Genomic DNA, 15,051 nt, shown 5'->3' with positions numbered 1-15,051 from the left:
GGGGCGCGCGGAGCACGCGCCCGGCCGGCGCGGGGTGCGGCCCGCGGAGCCGCTGGGGGCGGAGGACCGGGAGCGGCTGCTGCACGGCGCGCACCACGACCCGCACGGCCTGCTGGGGGCGCACCCGGTGCCCGGCGGCGTGCGCTTCCGCACCCTGCGCCCCTTCGCACGCTCCGTGGCGGTCAGCGCGAAGGGCCTGCGCGTGGAGCTGTTCGACGAAGGGGACGGCTTCTTCGCGGCGGTGCTGCCGCTGATCGAGCCGCCCGGCTACCGCCTGCTGGTGGACTACGAGGGCACGGAGCTGGAGGCCCACGACCCGTACCGCTTCCTGCCCGCGCTCGGCGACCTGGACCTGCATCTCATCCGCGAGGGCCGCCACGAGCAGCTGTGGCGGGCGCTGGGGGCGGAGCCGATGGAGCACGAGGGGGTGGCGGGCACCCGCTTCACGGTGTGGGCGCCGAACGCCCGGGGCGTGCGCGTCGTCGGCGACTTCAACTACTGGGACGGCACGGGGCACCCGATGCGCTCGCTGGGCGCGTCCGGGGTGTGGGAGCTGTTCCTGCCGGGCATCGGCGAGGGGGCGCTGTACAAGTTCGAGATCACGCGCCCGGACGGCTCGCACACGATGCGCGCGGACCCGATGGCGCGGCGCACCGAGGCCCCTCCGGCGAACGCGTCCGTCGTGCACGCCTCGCACCACGCCTGGCAGGACGCGGAGTGGATGGCGGCGCGCGCGGAGCGGCCCGTCCACGAGCACCCGTTCTCGGTCTACGAGGTGCACCTGCCGTCCTGGCGGCCCGGCCTGACGTACCGGCAGCTGGCCGAGCAGCTGCCCGCGTACGTCAAGGACCTGGGCTTCACGCACGTGGAGCTGATGCCGATCGCCGAGCACCCCTACGGGGGTTCGTGGGGTTATCAGATCACCGGCTTCTACGCCCCCACCGCCCGCCTGGGCACCCCGGACGACTTCAAGTACTTGGTGGACGCGCTGCACGCGGCGGGCATCGGCGTCCTCATGGACTGGGTGCCGGCGCACTTCCCGCGCGACGACTGGGCGCTGGCCGAGTTCGACGGCCGCCCGCTGTACGAGCACGCCGATCCGCTGCGCGCCGCGCACCCCGACTGGGGCACGCTGGAGTTCGACTACGGCCGTGCGGAGGTCCGCAACTTCCTCGTGGCCAACGCCGTGTACTGGTGCGAGGAGTTCCACATCGACGGGCTGCGCGTGGACGCCGTCGCCTCCATGCTCTACCTCGACTACTCCCGCGAGGAGGGCCAGTGGCTGCCGAACGTGCACGGCGGCCGGGAGAACCTGGACGCGGTGGCGTTCCTGCAGGAGATGAACGCGACCGTCTACCGCCGCTGCCCCGGCGTCGTCACGGTGGCGGAGGAGTCCACGGCCTGGGACGGCGTCACCCGCGCCACGCACCACGTCGGCGCGGGCGGCTTCGGCGGCCTCGGCTTCGGCCTGAAGTGGAACATGGGCTGGATGCACGACTCCCTGGTCTACGTCTCCAAGGAGCCGGTGCACCGCAAGTACCACCACGGCGAGATGACGTTCTCGATGATCTACGCGTACAGCGAGAACTACGTGCTGCCGATCTCGCACGACGAGGTCGTCCACGGCAAGCGGTCGCTGGTCTCGAAGATGCCGGGCGACTGGTGGCAGCAGCGCGCCAACCACCGCGCCTACCTGGGCTTCATGTGGGCGCACCCGGGCAAGCAGCTGCTCTTCATGGGGCAGGAGTTCGCGCAGGGCGCCGAGTGGTCCGAGGCGCACGGCCCCGACTGGTGGCTGCTGGACCCCTCGTACTCCGCCGAGGCGGACCACCGCGGCGTCCGCGACCTGGTCCGCGACCTGAACGCGGCCTACCTGTCGACGCCCGCGCTGTGGCAGCGGGACACGGTGCCCGAGGGCTTCGAGTGGGTGGTGAGCGACGCCTCGGAGGACAACGTCTTCGCCTTCCTGCGCTTCGACGCCCAGGGCGCGCCCCTGCTGGCCGTCAGCAACTTCTCCCCCGTGGTGCGGCACGGCTACGCGCTGGGCGTGCCGGGCCGGTTCACGGCGTGGCAGGAGATCCTCAACACGGACGCGGGCCGCTACGGAGGGAGCGGCGTCACCACGCCCGACCCGGTCAAGACGGAGGCCACGCGCCACCACGGGCGGCCGGCGAGCATCACGGTGACGCTGCCGCCGCTGGCGACGGTGTGGTGGCGGGCGGTGTGAGGACGCTCCCGGCGGCATGACGAAGCCCCGGACCCACAGGGGTCCGGGGCTCGCCCCGGTTACGGGAAGCGGGGGCACCTCCCAGCGGTAGCCGGGGGAGGGTCAGGGGAGAGAATCCCCACCGCAACGGCGATCAGCCCCCACCGGGGCATCCGGCGGTGCCGGACCGGCCCCGGACGGAAGCCCGCGGCCGGAGGCCGTCAGACGTCGGCCGTCTCCTTCTCGGCCTCGGCCGCCGCGGCAGCCTGCGGCTTGTTCTTCTCCCGGCCCGGCAGCAGGAAGGCGACCAGCACCGTGCCGACGCCGAGAATGACCGCGCCGACGACGCTGGTGTGGGCGACGGCGTCCGCGAACGACTTGTGCACGGCCTCGACCACGGCCTGCGCCTGCTGCGCGCCCAGGACGGCGGCCTTCTCCGGCCCGACCTTCGGCGCGGCGCCGGCCGCGACCTGCTTGCCGACCTCCTTGGCCACGGCCAGGCCCGCGCCGACCGAGTCCTGTGCGACGCCGAGCGCCTTCTCCGGCAGCTTCGGGCCGCCGGCAGCGGCGGCCTCGGCCGCGGCGTCACCGAGGTTGGACGAGTAGGTCTTGGCGAGCACGGTGCCGAGGATGGCGATGCCCAGCGAGCCGCCCATCTCGATGGAGGTGCTGTTGACGGCGCCGCCGACGCCCAGCTGGTCCTCCGGGAAGGAGCCCATGATGGCGTTGGTGCACGGCGACAGGGACAGGCCGATGGCCAGGCCCAGGATGATCAGCGGCAGGACGAAGTCGTCGTACGTGGAGGACGCGTCGACGCGGGCGAGCAGCGCGATGGCGACCGTGCCGACGGTCATGCCGCACGCCACGGTGACCTTCATGCCCACCTTGGGGGTGAGGATCGCGGTCAGGGCGCCGCCCACGAACACCGCCCCGGCCAGCGGCAGCATGCGCACGCCGGTGTCCAGCGGCGAGTAGCCGAGGACGAACTGCAGGTGCTGGGTGAGGTAGTAGAAGGCGCCGAAGACGGCGAGGAAGAACAGCGCGACGGCCATGGTCGAGCCGGCGAACGCGCGCTTGGTGAAGCGGCGGACGTCGAGGACCGGGTGCGGGTGGCGCAGCTCCCAGAGGACGAAGAGGACCAGGCCGACGCCCGCGATGACGGCGGCGGCGATCGCCTTGGCGCCCCAGCCGAAGTGCGGGCCCTCGATGATCATGTAGATGAGGGAGCCGACCCAGACGACGGACAGCAGGCCGCCCACGTAGTCGATCTTGGCTGCTTCCTTGCCGGTGCTCGCCGCCTTGGACGGCGGGACGAGCGCCAGCGCGCCGATGATGCCGAGCGCGGCGATCGGCACGTTGATGAGGAAGGTGGAGGCCCAGCCGTGGTCCTCCAGCAGCGCACCGGCCACGAGCGGACCGACGGCGATGGCGAGGCCGGCGGTGGCCGTCCAGATGGTGATGGCCTTGGCGCGCTCCTCGCGCGGGAAGGTCGCGGCGAGCAGCGACAGCGTCGCCGGCATGATCATGGCCGCGCCGATGCCCATGACCGCGCGCGCGGCGATGACGCCGGCCGAGCTGTCGACCAGCGAGCCCGCGACGGAGGCCGCGCCGAAGACGAAGAGGCCGAGGACGAGGGCGCCGCGGCGGCTGTACTTGTCGCCGACGGCGCCGAGGATCAGCATCAGCGCGGCGTACGGGACGGTGTAGCCGTCGATGACCCATTGCAGGTCGGAGCTGCCGAGGCCGAGGTCCTTGACCATGTCGGGCGCGGCCACCGTCAGGGACGTGTTCGCCATGACGATGATCAGCAGGCTGATGCAGAGCACGCCCAGTGCCGCCCAGCGCCTCTTGTACGGACCGTCCATCTCGTCGACCGGTGTCGACATCGCGAGGCCCATCGGCCACTCCTTCCAGACACTTGCACACTGCTGTGCAATTACACAGCAGTGTGCAAATTACGGGATGGGGCGGCCGCGTGCAAAATGAGGGGCGGGATGTCGGCCACGGAAGGCCGCCCGACGGACAGAGAAGAGACCAATGGCCGGCAGAGCGGACGCCAATCGCCGCCGCATCATGGACATCGCGCTCCTGGAGCTGCTGCGCGACGCGGACGCGAGCATGGACCAGATCGCGCGGGCCGCCGGCGTCGTCCGGCGCACGGTCTACGGCCACTTCCCGAGCCGCGACGCGCTGATGAGCGCGCTCGTGGACGACGCCGCGAGCGCGGTGGAGGTCGCCCAGGCCGAGGCCCTGCGCGACGTCGCCGACCCCGCCGAGGCCCTCGCGCTCTCCATGCTCGCCGCCTGGGAGATCGCCGACGGCTACCGGCTCCTGATCTCCCTGGCCCAGCGCAGCGTCACGGTCGAGGGCATCCACCGCCGCCTGGAGCCGGTGCGCCGCGAGTGCGCGGCGATGCTGCAACGCGGCCTGGACGAGGGCCGCTTCGTCTCGCCGCTGCCCGCGATCGCCCTCGCGTACGTACGGGAGCAGGTCCTCTTCGGCCTCATGCAGGCGGTCAACGACGGCGTCCTCGACCCGGCGGACGCCGGCCGCTCGGCCGCCGTGACCGCGCTCACCGCGGCGGGAGTGCCCGCTGTGGAGGCTGAGAAGCTGGTGGCCGGCCTGACAGCAGCGCCATAGAGCCGGGTGGCACCACTTGCGGCACGGGCAGCCTCCCGTCGCCGCGTGCGCCGTCACCGCCGCGTCCGCCGTCGCCGCGCTCGCCCTCACCGTCGTGGCCCGAACCGGGGCTGCTCGCGCCGGGGCGGCGGATGATGGGGCCCTTGCTACGACTCGGGCCGACGCTGACGCTCGGACTCCTGCTGACGACCGGGCCCCTGCTGCAGCAGGGACTTGAGCCGGGGCCGGGGCTTGAGCTCGCGCTACGGCTCGGTCCCGGACTGACCACGACGCTGCGGCTGGGGCCGGGGCCCGGACCGGGCAGGGAGCTCGTCACTCCGCTGGGGCGCGGACTGCCGCCGGTGATGGGGCCGGGGCCTTCACTGCCGGGGCCTTCACTGCCGGGGCCCTCGCTGCCGGGGCCGGGACCGGGGCTGAAACTCACCGGAGGACCGCTCGCCCCGCCCGGAGAGCCGCCGGGCAACGGGCTGCCGCCCGCGACGGTCCCCGAAGAGCCCGGCTGCGGCCCCGGGGACGGATCTCCGTCACCGGCGCCGGCGACCGCCGCCCGCACCGCAGCGATCACCGCGACGACGGCGACCAGCCCGGCGAGCACGAGCAGCCCGCGCCGGAGCAGGGCCCGCCGGTCCGGGTCGCGGCCCTCTCCGCGGCCCGGGCCGTAGGCCTCCACGTAGGTGAGGTTCGCCCTGGTCAGCTCCGCTCCCTCGGTGTCGCCCAGGGCCGCCCGCAGCTGCAGCGCGTGCCGCAGCCGGGCGGCGGCGTCCCCGGGCCGGTCCTCCACGTAGGCCACGGTGCCCAGCTGGTGGGAGAACAGCGCCTCCGAGGCCCGGTCGCCGATCCGCCGGGCCGCGTCCTCGCCCTGCTCCAGCACCTCTTTCCACTGCTGCCAGCGACGTCCGGCGAACAGCGCGGCTTCGGTGACCCTCGCCAGCCGGACCACGGCCCGCCATTCCGCCCGCTCGGCGGCGAACCCGAGCAGCCCGACGAGGCCCTCCACGCCGTCGAGCGCGTCCGTGAGCCCGTGCACTCCCCCGTCGAGGGCACCCTCCAGCCAGTCGGCGAGCCCGTTGACGGTCGCGCTCAGCGAGACCGCGTCGAGCAGCAGGTCCCGGACGCTGTCCGCCACGCACACCGGCAGCCCGAAGCGGTCCTCCTCCGGCCGCTCGACGAGCCCCCGCTCGTGCAGGGACAGCAGGGCCTGCGTCACGTAGGCGATGTCGCCGGCGGCCGCGACCCAGTTCCCCGGCACCAGGGCCCCGGCGACGAGCGCCAGGACCGCGAGGGCCTTGCGCTCCGGCCCCGGCAGCCGTCCCGCGCTCATCCGGTCCAGCTCGCGCACGCCCCGCGCGGCGCGCTCCGCCACCGCCCCGACCGGGTGTCCGGCCCGCACCAGGGCCGCGGCCTGCCGGACCGACAGCGGCCGTCCCCGCACGGACTCCAGCAGCCTCCGCACGAAGGGCAGTTCGGGGTCCCGCACGGCGCGGCCCAGCGAGCGGACGAACAGGTCGAAGGCCGCGTCCTGCGGCAGCCCCGGCAGCAGCCGTGAGGCCGCCGCGGCGCCGCCCAGCACCGGCTGCTCCCCGCCCACGAGCAGGACGCAGCCGGGCAGGGCGTCAGCCAGCTGACGCGGTATCCGCGACCCGGGCGGCACGTCGTCCAGCACGATCAGCGCCCGGGTGTGCCGGACGAGCTGCCGGCACACCGGCCCGGAGTACTTCACCGGCTCCGGGCCCGCGGACACGTACAACTCGTCGACGAGCAGCTGGAGAACGTCCTCCAGCGGGGTGCGGCCCACGCTCACGAACGCGCTGCGCCTCCCGCCCGAGGCGAGGTTGCGGAGCAGGCTGCTCTTCCCGAACCCGCAGGGCCCGTGGAACTCGACCGGCCGCCCGTCCAGGATCTCCCGCCGGGCGGTGGCCAGCACCTCCTCCCGGCCCAGCAGCACGGGCGGCGGGCCGGTCCACCGGTGCCGGAGCCCGGGGTCGCGGAGGAGCAGCTCCGACCGCTGGAGGCGGGTGCCGCTGCGGGACGTGAGAGTGATGCGGGAACTGCCGTAGAGAACGCTGTACACATATCCCCCTGGGCACGAAGGACGCGCCGTCGAACGGCAGCGTCCGCCTCGCACGGATCCTCGTCCAGCACCCGGTACGCCCCACGCACCCGCGCGCCCCCTGGATGCACTGCGCGCCCTCACGGAGCGCGGAGTCGTACACCCGGCGTACCGCGCGGTGGCCGTCTCCGGGCCCGGGCGGGGAGCACTGTCCGCAGGGGGCGTCCGCAGTGCGGCGTAGGCAATCGAGTAGCACTGCGCGGGCCCCCCTCCGGTAAAATGTAGGGGCCTTCAAAGGCCCAATATTTCCCTGAATGTCATGATGGCGTACGACGAGCGGAGAGACGGAGAGGCGCCCCGGCGGGATCCGCCGTGGGGCGCGGTGCCGCGGTCGGCGAGCCGGGCGGACGGGGTGCTGACGTGCGCCGGGGACGACGGGTCGGCCCGGTGGCGGGACGGCGAGCGGCTGGAGTGCCTGTTCGAGGAGCGGTGCGACCGGCTGCGGGCTGAGGGGCACCGGGACCGGCTCGCGGTGGACGCCGGCGACGTCACGCTGACCTACGCGGAGCTCGACGACAGGGCCAATCAGCTCGCGCGTTTCCTGCTGGCGCGGGGCACCCGGCCCGGCGACCGGATCGGACTCCTCCTCGACGACGCGGTGGACGCCTACACCGGCATGCTGGCCGCGCTGAAGGCGCACGCCGTGTACGTGCCGCTGGACGCCGGCTTCCCCGCGGACCGCTTGTCGTACATCGTCTCCGACGCCTCCGTGCGGACGGTCCTGTCGCTCTCCCGCCTCGCCGGCCGCGCGGAGCATCTCGCCGCCGGAGCCGATCTGTTGTACGTGGACCGGGTGCGCGCGGAGGTGGCGGCGCAGCCGCGCCGGCGCCCGGGCCCCCTCGCCGCCGGGCAGGAGGCTCAGGAGGCTGACGACCTCTGCTACGTCATCTACACCTCGGGCACCACCGGCCGCCCGAAGGGCGTGGCCGTCGGGCACCCGGCGATCTGCAACTTCGTCCGCGTGGCGGCCGAGGTCTACGGCATCACCGGCGAGGACCGGGTCTACCAGGGCATGACGCTCGCCTTCGACTTCTCCGTGGAGGAGACGTGGGTGCCGTGGATGGCCGGCGCGACGCTGGTGCCCCGGCCGGCCGGGCCGGGACTGCTCGGGGCGGAGCTGGACGCGTTCCTGCGGGAGCGGCGGGTCACCGCGCTGTGCTGCGTTCCCACGCTGCTGGCCACGCTGGACGAGGAGCGCTCCGGGCTGCGGTTCCTGCTGGTGTCCGGGGAGTCGTGCCCGCAGGACCTGATCAGCCGCTGGGCCCGGCCGGGCCGGCGGTTCCTCAACGTCTACGGCCCGACCGAGGCGACCGTCACCGCGACCTGGACCCTGCTGGACCCGGACCGCCCGGTGACGATCGGCGTCCCGCTGCCCACGTACGCGGTGGTCCTGCTCGATCCCCGGGAGGACGCGGCCCTGCCGCAGGGCGCGATGGGCGAGATCGGCATCGCCGGCATGGGGCTCGCCGACGGCTACCTCAACAGGCCGGACCTGACCGAGCGCGCCTTCGTCCCGGACTTCCTCGGCGTCCCCGGCAACCCGTCCGGCCGCATCTACCGCACCGGGGACCTGGGCAGGGTCAACCCCCGGGGCGAGATCGAGCACCACGGCCGCATCGACACCCAGGTCAAGATCCGCGGCTACCGCGTGGAGCCGGCCGAAATCGAATCCGTCCTGCTCCGCGTCCCCGGCATCGCCCAGGCCGTGGTCACCCGGTACGAGCCCGCCCCGGGCGCCGTGGAGCTGTGCGCGTTCTACACGACCCGCGAGGGCGCCGGCGTGGACCCCGGCAGCGTCGTCGCGCAGTTGCGCGAGCGGCTGCCCGCGTACATGGTCCCCGCCTATCTCGAACCCGTCGCGTCGATACCGGTGCTGCCCAGCGGCAAGGCGGACCGCAGCCGCCTGCCCGCGCCGAGCGGCCCGCGCCGGCTCGCCGCGCAGCGCGCCCACGCGCCTCCGGAGACCGGCACCGAACGGGTGCTGGCCGGACTGCTGGCGGACGTCCTGCAGGTCGAACGGGTCTCCGTGGACAGCCACTTCTTCGACGAGCTCGGCGCCAACTCGCTGCTCATGGCGCACTTCAACGCGGCCGTCCGCGAACGCCCGGACCTGCCCGGCGTGTCGATGAAGGACGTCTACCTGCATCCCACCGTCCGCGACCTCGCCGCGGTCCTGGACCGGGCGGCGCCGGCCGCCGCGCCGGACCGCGCCCGGGATCGCGTACCCGGACAGCGCCCGGCACCGGCGGTGAGCGCTCCCCGGTACGTGCTGTGCGCGGCGATGCAGCTCCTGGTGTTCCTGGTGTACGTGAGCCTCGGGTCGGTGGCGCTGGACGCCGGCACCACCTGGGTGATGGAGGCGAGCGGCTGGGAAGCCGTCTACGGGCGCGCGGTCGCCTTCGCCGCCGCCGTGCTGGGCGGCATGACGCTGGTGCCGATCGCCGCGAAGTGGGCCCTGATCGGCCGCTGGACGGAACGGCGCGTCCCGCTGTGGAGCACGGCCTACGTCCGCTTCTGGTGCGTCAAGACCCTGGTCGTCGCCAACCCGCTCGTCCGGATGTGCGTCGGCACGCCGCTGTACCCGCTGTACCTGCGGGCGCTGGGCGCCGAGGTCGGCCCCCGCGCCCTGATCCTGACCACCCATGTGCCGGTGTGCACCGACCTGCTGGCCATCGGCGCCGACAGCGTGATCCGCAAGGACACCTACCTCAACGGCTACCGGGCCCGCGACGGGGCCGTCGAGACCGGCCCCGTCACCATCGGCGACCGCGCCTTCGTCGGCGAGCACAGCGTCCTCGACACCGGCACGCGCCTCGGCGACGGCGCCCAGCTCGGGCACGCCTCCTCGCTGCACACCGGCCAGTCCGTGCCGGCCGGGCAGTGCTGGCACGGCTCACCGGCCGTCCCCGCACCGGCGGACTGTCAGTACCTCACGGTCCCGCCGGCCCGCTGCGGCACCCTGCGCCGCGCCTGCCACAGCGCCTTCCGGCTGCTGATCGCGGTGGCCACCGTCGGAGCGGCCGACGTGGCCGTCGCCGCGCTGCTGGAGTCCCGGCCCTCCCTGCTGGCCCGTACGGTCACGGGGACGGCCGGCCCGGACACCTGGGCGTACTACGCCAACGGCCTGCAGATCTCGGCGGCCATGGTGTTCGGCCTCGCCGTCGCCGGTCCGGTCCTGATCGCCTCCCTGTCGCGGGTGCTGTGCCGCCTCGTGCGGCCGGGCGCGGTCCACCCGCTGTACGGAGTGCAGTTCGCGCTGCAGCGCGCCACCGCCCGGCTCAGCAACATCACCTTCTGCAACGCGCTGTTCGGCGACACCTCGGCCGTCGTGCACTACCTGCGCGCCCTCGGCTACCGCCTGAGGCCGGTCGAGCAGACCGGGTCCAACTTCGGCATGACCCTCAAGCACGAGGTCCCCACGCTCAGCCGCATCGGCACCGGGACCATGGTCTCGGACGGGCTGTCCCTGATGAACGCCGAGTTCTCCAGCACGTCCTTCCGCACCCTCCCGGCCACGATCGGCCGGCGCAACTTCCTGGGCAACGACGTCGCCTACCCGGCCGGGGGCCGGACCGGCGACGACTGCCTGCTGGCGACCAAGGCCATGATCCCGGTCAGCGGCCCGCTCAGGGAGGCCACCGGCCTGCTCGGCTCGCCGCCCTTCGAGATCCCCCGCTCGGTCGAGCGCGACCAGGACGTCGATGCCCCGGCCACGGGGAGCGAGCGGCGGCGCCGGCTCGCGGCCAAGAACCGGCACAACGCGGTCACTGCCGTCCTGTTCCTGACCGTCCGGTGCCTGTATGTCTTCGGCCTGGTGCTGATCGCCATGCTCCCCCTGGGGGACGACGCCGCGCTGCACTGGCTGGAGACCGCCTGCTCCGTCGTGGCCGGGCTCGTCTTCACCGTCGGCTGGTTCGCGCTGGTCGAGCGGGCGGTCGTGGGCCCGCACGGCTTGCGGCCCCGCTTCTGCTCCATCTACGACAGGGCGTTCTGGAGACACGAGCGGTACTGGAAGGTGCCCCCCACCGCGTACCACGCCGTCCTCAACGGCACCCCGTTCAAGCCGCTCCTCTGGCGGCTCCTCGGCGTCCGCATGGGCCGCCGGGTCTTCGACGACGGCTGCGGCATCATCGAACGCACCCTCACCCGGGTCGGCGACGGCTGCGCCCTCAACGTCGGCAGCACCCTCCAGGCCCACTCCCTGGAGGACGGCGTCTTCAAGTCCCGCCGCATCGCCATCGGCAACGGCTGCACCATCGGCACCGGCGCGTTCGTGCACTACGGCGTCGTCATCGACGACGGCGCCCGCATCGACGCCGACTCCTTCCTGATGAAGGGCGAGCACGTGCCGGCCCGGACGCACTGGCGGGGGAACCCCGCGGCCGAGCTGACCGCCGGCTAGGCGCCGGTAACGGGCTCCAGCCGCCACCACTGCCCGGGGGCGTCCGTGTCCTCGCCCTGCTGGACGTTGCCCCCGGGCTCCTTCGACCCGCCGGCGACCTCCAGCACGAGGCCGCTGATGTGGGCGACGAGGGTGACGGTGCCCGGGGCGTCCAGGTGCTGCTCGATGAGCCACTCCTGGGCGCCGAAGTTGTTGGCCTTCCACTGCTGGACGTTCGCGCCGTTCTCGGTGCTGGCGTTGGCGACGTCGAGCCGCTTGCCGCTGGCGGCGTTCACGAAGTGGTGCAGGCCGCTGCCCTCGTGGACCGGGCTCACGTGCCACAGCTGGGCCTCGCTGCCGTCCTCCGCGCCCTGCTGGACGTTGGCGCCGCTGCCCTTGCGGCCGCCCTCGACCTCCAGCAGCAGACCGCTGCCTTCGTTGCGTACGCGGTACGTGCCTTCCATCTCCGGAACCCCAGCCGTAGTCGATCATGCGTTCGAGATGTGATCGTAATGCGCGCCGGGCGTCCGACGACGGGAAAGACATTGAACTTTTTACTTGCGCATGACTATATGTGGGGTCGCTTGTCGATCCAGTCAGAGGAAAGCCACCCATGCGCCGCACCACCGTCCGCCGTACCGCCGTCGCCGCCTCCGCGGTCTCCCTCGCTCTGCTCATGAGCGCCTGCGGCGGCTCGGGCAAGTCCGAGGCGAAGGACGAGCCCAAGGGCAAGGCGTCGTCGAGCGCCCCGGCCGCCCCCGCCGGGAAGGGCGCTTCCCAGGCCGAGCTGGAGAAGCTCGTGCTGACCGACGCCGACGTCCCCGGCCGCAAGGTCACCGAGGCCACTCCGGCCGACCTGGCCACGGCCAAGGGCGTCAGCGCCGACAAGGCCGAGTGCAAGCCGCTGGTGGACGCCATGAGCCTGCGCTCCGGCGGCACGCCCGCCGCGACCGTCATCCGCAAGGTCCTCCCGCCGGCGCCGTCCGCGGCCCCGGGCGCTTCCGACGAGGACAAGATGAAGGCGGGCCTCGGCGCCCTGAGCGGCACCCTCACCTCCGACACCCTGGGCTCGTACGGTGACGACAAGGCCGCCGGCGAGGTGATCGCGGCGCTGAAGAAGTCCGGTGCGGACTGCGCGGGCGGCTTCACCCTCGTCTCCGGCTCCGACAAGACGAAGTTCACGAAGGTCGCGCCCGCCGACCTCACCGCGGGTGACGAGGCGGTCGCGTTCACGCTCGCCATGGATCTGGACGGCAAGGCCGGCACGACCCACCTGGTCGCCGTCCGCAAGGGCGCCACGGTCGCCACGTTCTACGCCCTGAGCCTCGCGGGCCAAGCCGAGCAGCCGAAGGCCGTCGTCGACGCGCAGGTCAAGAAGCTCGGCTGAGCCGGGCCGCCGGTGCGGGAGGAAGGGACGTCCTCACACCTCCTCCCGCATCAGCCTCAGGTACACCACCGAGAACAACGCCCCCACCAGCAGCAGGAGCAGCGCGACGGCCGTCCCGTAGCCGATCAGCGACTTCTGGAACGCCTGGTCGTACATGAACACGGGGAGCGTCGTGCTCCGGTCTCCCGGTCCGCCGCGCGTCATCGCCCAGATCAGGCCGAACACCGACAGCGTCTGCAGGGTGTTGAGCATGAGGTTGGTGGCGATCGAGCGGCGGATCATGGGCAGGGTGACGTGCCACAGGCGGCGCGGCCCGCTCGCGCCGTCCACCTCCGCCGCCTCCCGGATCTCCTGCGGGATCCCGGCGAGCGCCGCGGAGTAGACGAGCATGGAGAAGGCCGTGCCGCGCCACACGTTGGCGAAGGAGACGGCCAGAATCGGCAACCCGAACAGCCAGTTCTGGTCGGGCAGGTGGAGCCACTCCAGGACGGCGTTCAGCGTGCCGCGCCGGTTGAAGAACGTGTAGAGCAGGAAGCCGGCCACGATCTCCGGCAGCACCCACGCGGCGATCACGACGGCGCCCGTGAGCGTCCGCACCGGCCGTGAGGCGCGCCGCATGAGGCCGGCGAGGGCCAGGCCGAGGCTGTTCTGGCCGACGAGCGACGACAGCACGGTGAAGACGAGCGTCAGCACCACCGCGTTGCGGAAGCCGTCGTCGCCGAAGGCGTGGCGGAAGTTGGCGAAGCCGACGAAGGAAGCGGACGCCTGGCCGGTCAGCCGGGTGTCGGTGAAGGCGATGGCCACGCAGTACGCGACCGGTCCCGCGAGGAAGAGCAGCAGGAGGGCGGTCGCGGGCGCGAGGGGCAGCAGGCGCACGGCCGGGCCCCGGTACCGGCGCCGGCGCGGGGCCGCGTGCCGGCCGGCCACCGTCACCGCTCCCGCGCCGTCACACCCGGCGCCCCGGCCACGGACTTCAGCTCCTCGTCGTAGCGCTTCGCCGCCCGCACCACGGTCGCGTCACCCGTCGTCACCGCCTCCATCGCGTCCCTGATGGCGCTGGAGACCTGCGGGTAGAGCGGCAGCGCCGGCCGGTAGTGCGTGTACGGGACGAGCCCGGTGAAGAAGTCGACGCCGGGCATCGACGACAAGTACTTGTGCGAGGCGGCGACGTCGTCCCGTACGGCGATCTGCCCGTCGCTCACCGTCCACGTGGTGGCGTTCTCCGTCGTCTGCAGCGTCTCGATCGCCTGCCACGCCAGGTCGGCCTTGGCGGACCTGGCGCTCACCGCCCACGCCCAGCCGCCGGACATGCTGACCGCCCCGGGCGCCGCGCCGTTCTGCGTGGGGAAGGGCACCCGGCCCATCACCGACGTCCACCGCGGCCAGGGCCTCGTGCCCGCCGGCTGCCAGTACTTGCCCATCCAGGAGCCGTCGAGGTCGATCGCGAGCTTGCCGGACGGCAGCCAGTCCGTGGCGACGCGGCCGTCCACGTTGGGCGCGAGGGCGTCCGCCGGGTCCGGGCCGAGCTTCTCCGCGTAGACGGTCCGCACGAACTCCAGCGCGTCGCGGAAACCCCGGCTCGACGTCACCCACTTGCGGGCCGCCGGGTCGTACAACGGGTCCTTGCCCGTGCCGTACAGCAGCATCTCGAAGCCCTGCATGGCCGCGGCCTCGCCCGCCGCCTTTCCGGTGTAGACGTTGAGCGGCGTGACGCCGGGGACCTTCTTCGCCACCGTGCGCGCGGCGTCCAGGACGTCGTTCCAGGTGCGCGGGTGCCAGTCGGCGGGCAGCCCGGCCCGCGCGAAGATCTCCTTGTTGAACCACAGGGCGCGGGTGTCGGTGCCGTCCGGCACCCCGTACGTTTTTCCATCCTGGCCCTGCGCCGACGCCTTCGCGGCCGGCACGAACCGCGCCCAGTCCTTCCAGCCCGCCAGCTTGTCGTCCAGCGGGCGCAGGTAGCCCGCCTTGATGTCGGACTTGATGAGGAAGGTGTCCTCGCGGACGACGTCCGGCGCGGTCTTCGGCGACCGCATCATCTGCTGCAGCTTGGCGAAGTAGTCCGCCTGGGCGGCCTGGATGGGCACCAGTTCCAGCTTCTTGCCCTCGTGGGCGCGCTCGAACTGTCTCTTGATCCCGGCCAGGTAGTCGTCCACGATCCGGTTCTTGTTGTCGGTGTTGCGCTGGTAGGCGATCCGGACGGTGTCCGGATCGCCGCCGCCGGAGCCCTCCCCGCAGGCGGTGAGGGAGGCCGCCGCGAGGGCGGCGACGGCGAGCAGAGCGGGCGTGGCAGGGCGCACGGACGACCTCCTGGGGGCGGGCCTGACGCG

The 15,051-nt window shown here is 73.2% G+C and carries 9 protein-coding genes; 4 read left to right on the top strand and 5 right to left on the bottom strand.

Annotated features, from left to right (window positions below):
• Nucleotides 1-34 precede the first annotated feature (34 nt).
• The gene (gene glgB, locus B7P34_RS16115; protein WP_106677103.1) at nt 35-2,227 is read left to right on the top strand and encodes a 1,4-alpha-glucan branching enzyme; all 2,193 of its coding nucleotides are present in this window, start codon (nt 35-37) and stop codon (nt 2,225-2,227) included.
• A 200-nt stretch (nt 2,228-2,427) separates the two neighbouring features.
• On the opposite strand, the gene B7P34_RS16110 is transcribed toward glgB, so the two are convergent.
• Nucleotides 2,428-4,104, bottom strand: coding sequence for an MFS transporter (locus B7P34_RS16110; protein ID WP_106677101.1), 1,677 nt, complete (start codon nt 4,102-4,104; stop codon nt 2,428-2,430).
• Between the two features lie 139 nt (nt 4,105-4,243).
• Here B7P34_RS16110 and B7P34_RS16105 point away from each other — a divergent pair, with 139 nt between their 5' ends.
• Nucleotides 4,244-4,846, top strand: coding sequence for a TetR/AcrR family transcriptional regulator (locus B7P34_RS16105; RefSeq protein ID WP_106677099.1), 603 nt, complete (start codon nt 4,244-4,246; stop codon nt 4,844-4,846).
• On the opposite strand, the gene B7P34_RS16100 is transcribed toward B7P34_RS16105, so the two are convergent.
• A complete protein-coding gene (locus B7P34_RS16100) occupies nt 4,779-6,917 on the bottom strand; it encodes a hypothetical protein (RefSeq protein WP_106677097.1) in 2,139 nt (712 codons plus the stop codon). The two genes, B7P34_RS16105 and B7P34_RS16100, sit on opposite strands and share 68 nt — an antisense overlap.
• Nucleotides 6,918-7,215: 298 nt before the next feature.
• Between B7P34_RS16100 and B7P34_RS16095 the strand changes: the two genes are divergently transcribed.
• Nucleotides 7,216-11,358: a Pls/PosA family non-ribosomal peptide synthetase gene (locus tag B7P34_RS16095; protein ID WP_223267903.1), complete on the top strand. Its 4,143-nt coding sequence runs from the start codon at nt 7,216-7,218 to the stop codon at nt 11,356-11,358.
• Here the strand turns inward: B7P34_RS16095 and B7P34_RS16090 are convergent.
• The gene (locus B7P34_RS16090; RefSeq protein ID WP_106677095.1) at nt 11,355-11,801 is read right to left on the bottom strand and encodes an RICIN domain-containing protein; all 447 of its coding nucleotides are present in this window, start codon (nt 11,799-11,801) and stop codon (nt 11,355-11,357) included. The genes B7P34_RS16095 and B7P34_RS16090 overlap by 4 nt on opposite strands.
• A 149-nt stretch (nt 11,802-11,950) precedes the next feature.
• Here B7P34_RS16090 and B7P34_RS16085 point away from each other — a divergent pair, with 149 nt between their 5' ends.
• The gene (locus tag B7P34_RS16085; protein WP_106677094.1) at nt 11,951-12,724 is read left to right on the top strand and encodes a hypothetical protein; all 774 of its coding nucleotides are present in this window, start codon (nt 11,951-11,953) and stop codon (nt 12,722-12,724) included.
• Nucleotides 12,725-12,757: 33 nt separating this feature from the next.
• On the opposite strand, the gene B7P34_RS16080 is transcribed toward B7P34_RS16085, so the two are convergent.
• Nucleotides 12,758-13,651: a carbohydrate ABC transporter permease gene (locus B7P34_RS16080; protein ID WP_106677093.1), complete on the bottom strand. Its 894-nt coding sequence runs from the start codon at nt 13,649-13,651 to the stop codon at nt 12,758-12,760.
• 2 nt (nt 13,652-13,653) lie between these two features.
• Complete coding sequence (locus B7P34_RS16075) at nt 13,654-15,021, bottom strand: extracellular solute-binding protein (protein ID WP_106677092.1); 1,368 nt, start codon at nt 15,019-15,021, stop codon at nt 13,654-13,656.
• Nucleotides 15,022-15,051: the final 30 nt, after the last annotated feature.

Source organism: Streptosporangium nondiastaticum, assembly GCF_003011965.1.
In the GTDB taxonomy this organism is placed as follows: Bacteria; Actinomycetota; Actinomycetes; order Streptomycetales; family Streptomycetaceae; genus Streptomyces; species Streptomyces nondiastaticus.
Note: the sequence above shows the minus strand (reverse complement) of the source record. Positions and strands in the feature narration are given on the sequence as shown.

What these genes read in the sequence shown, in the direction of transcription:
- B7P34_RS16110 (WP_106677101.1), bottom strand. Translation starts at nt 4,104, where the DNA reads ATGGGCCTCGCGATGTCGACACCGGTCGACGAGATGGACGGTCCGTAC.
- B7P34_RS16105 (WP_106677099.1), top strand. Translation starts at nt 4,244, where the DNA reads ATGGCCGGCAGAGCGGACGCCAATCGCCGCCGCATCATGGACATCGCG.
- B7P34_RS16095 (WP_223267903.1), top strand. Translation starts at nt 7,216, where the DNA reads ATGATGGCGTACGACGAGCGGAGAGACGGAGAGGCGCCCCGGCGGGAT.
- B7P34_RS16090 (WP_106677095.1), bottom strand. Translation starts at nt 11,801, where the DNA reads ATGGAAGGCACGTACCGCGTACGCAACGAAGGCAGCGGTCTGCTGCTG.
- B7P34_RS16085 (WP_106677094.1), top strand. Translation starts at nt 11,951, where the DNA reads ATGCGCCGCACCACCGTCCGCCGTACCGCCGTCGCCGCCTCCGCGGTC.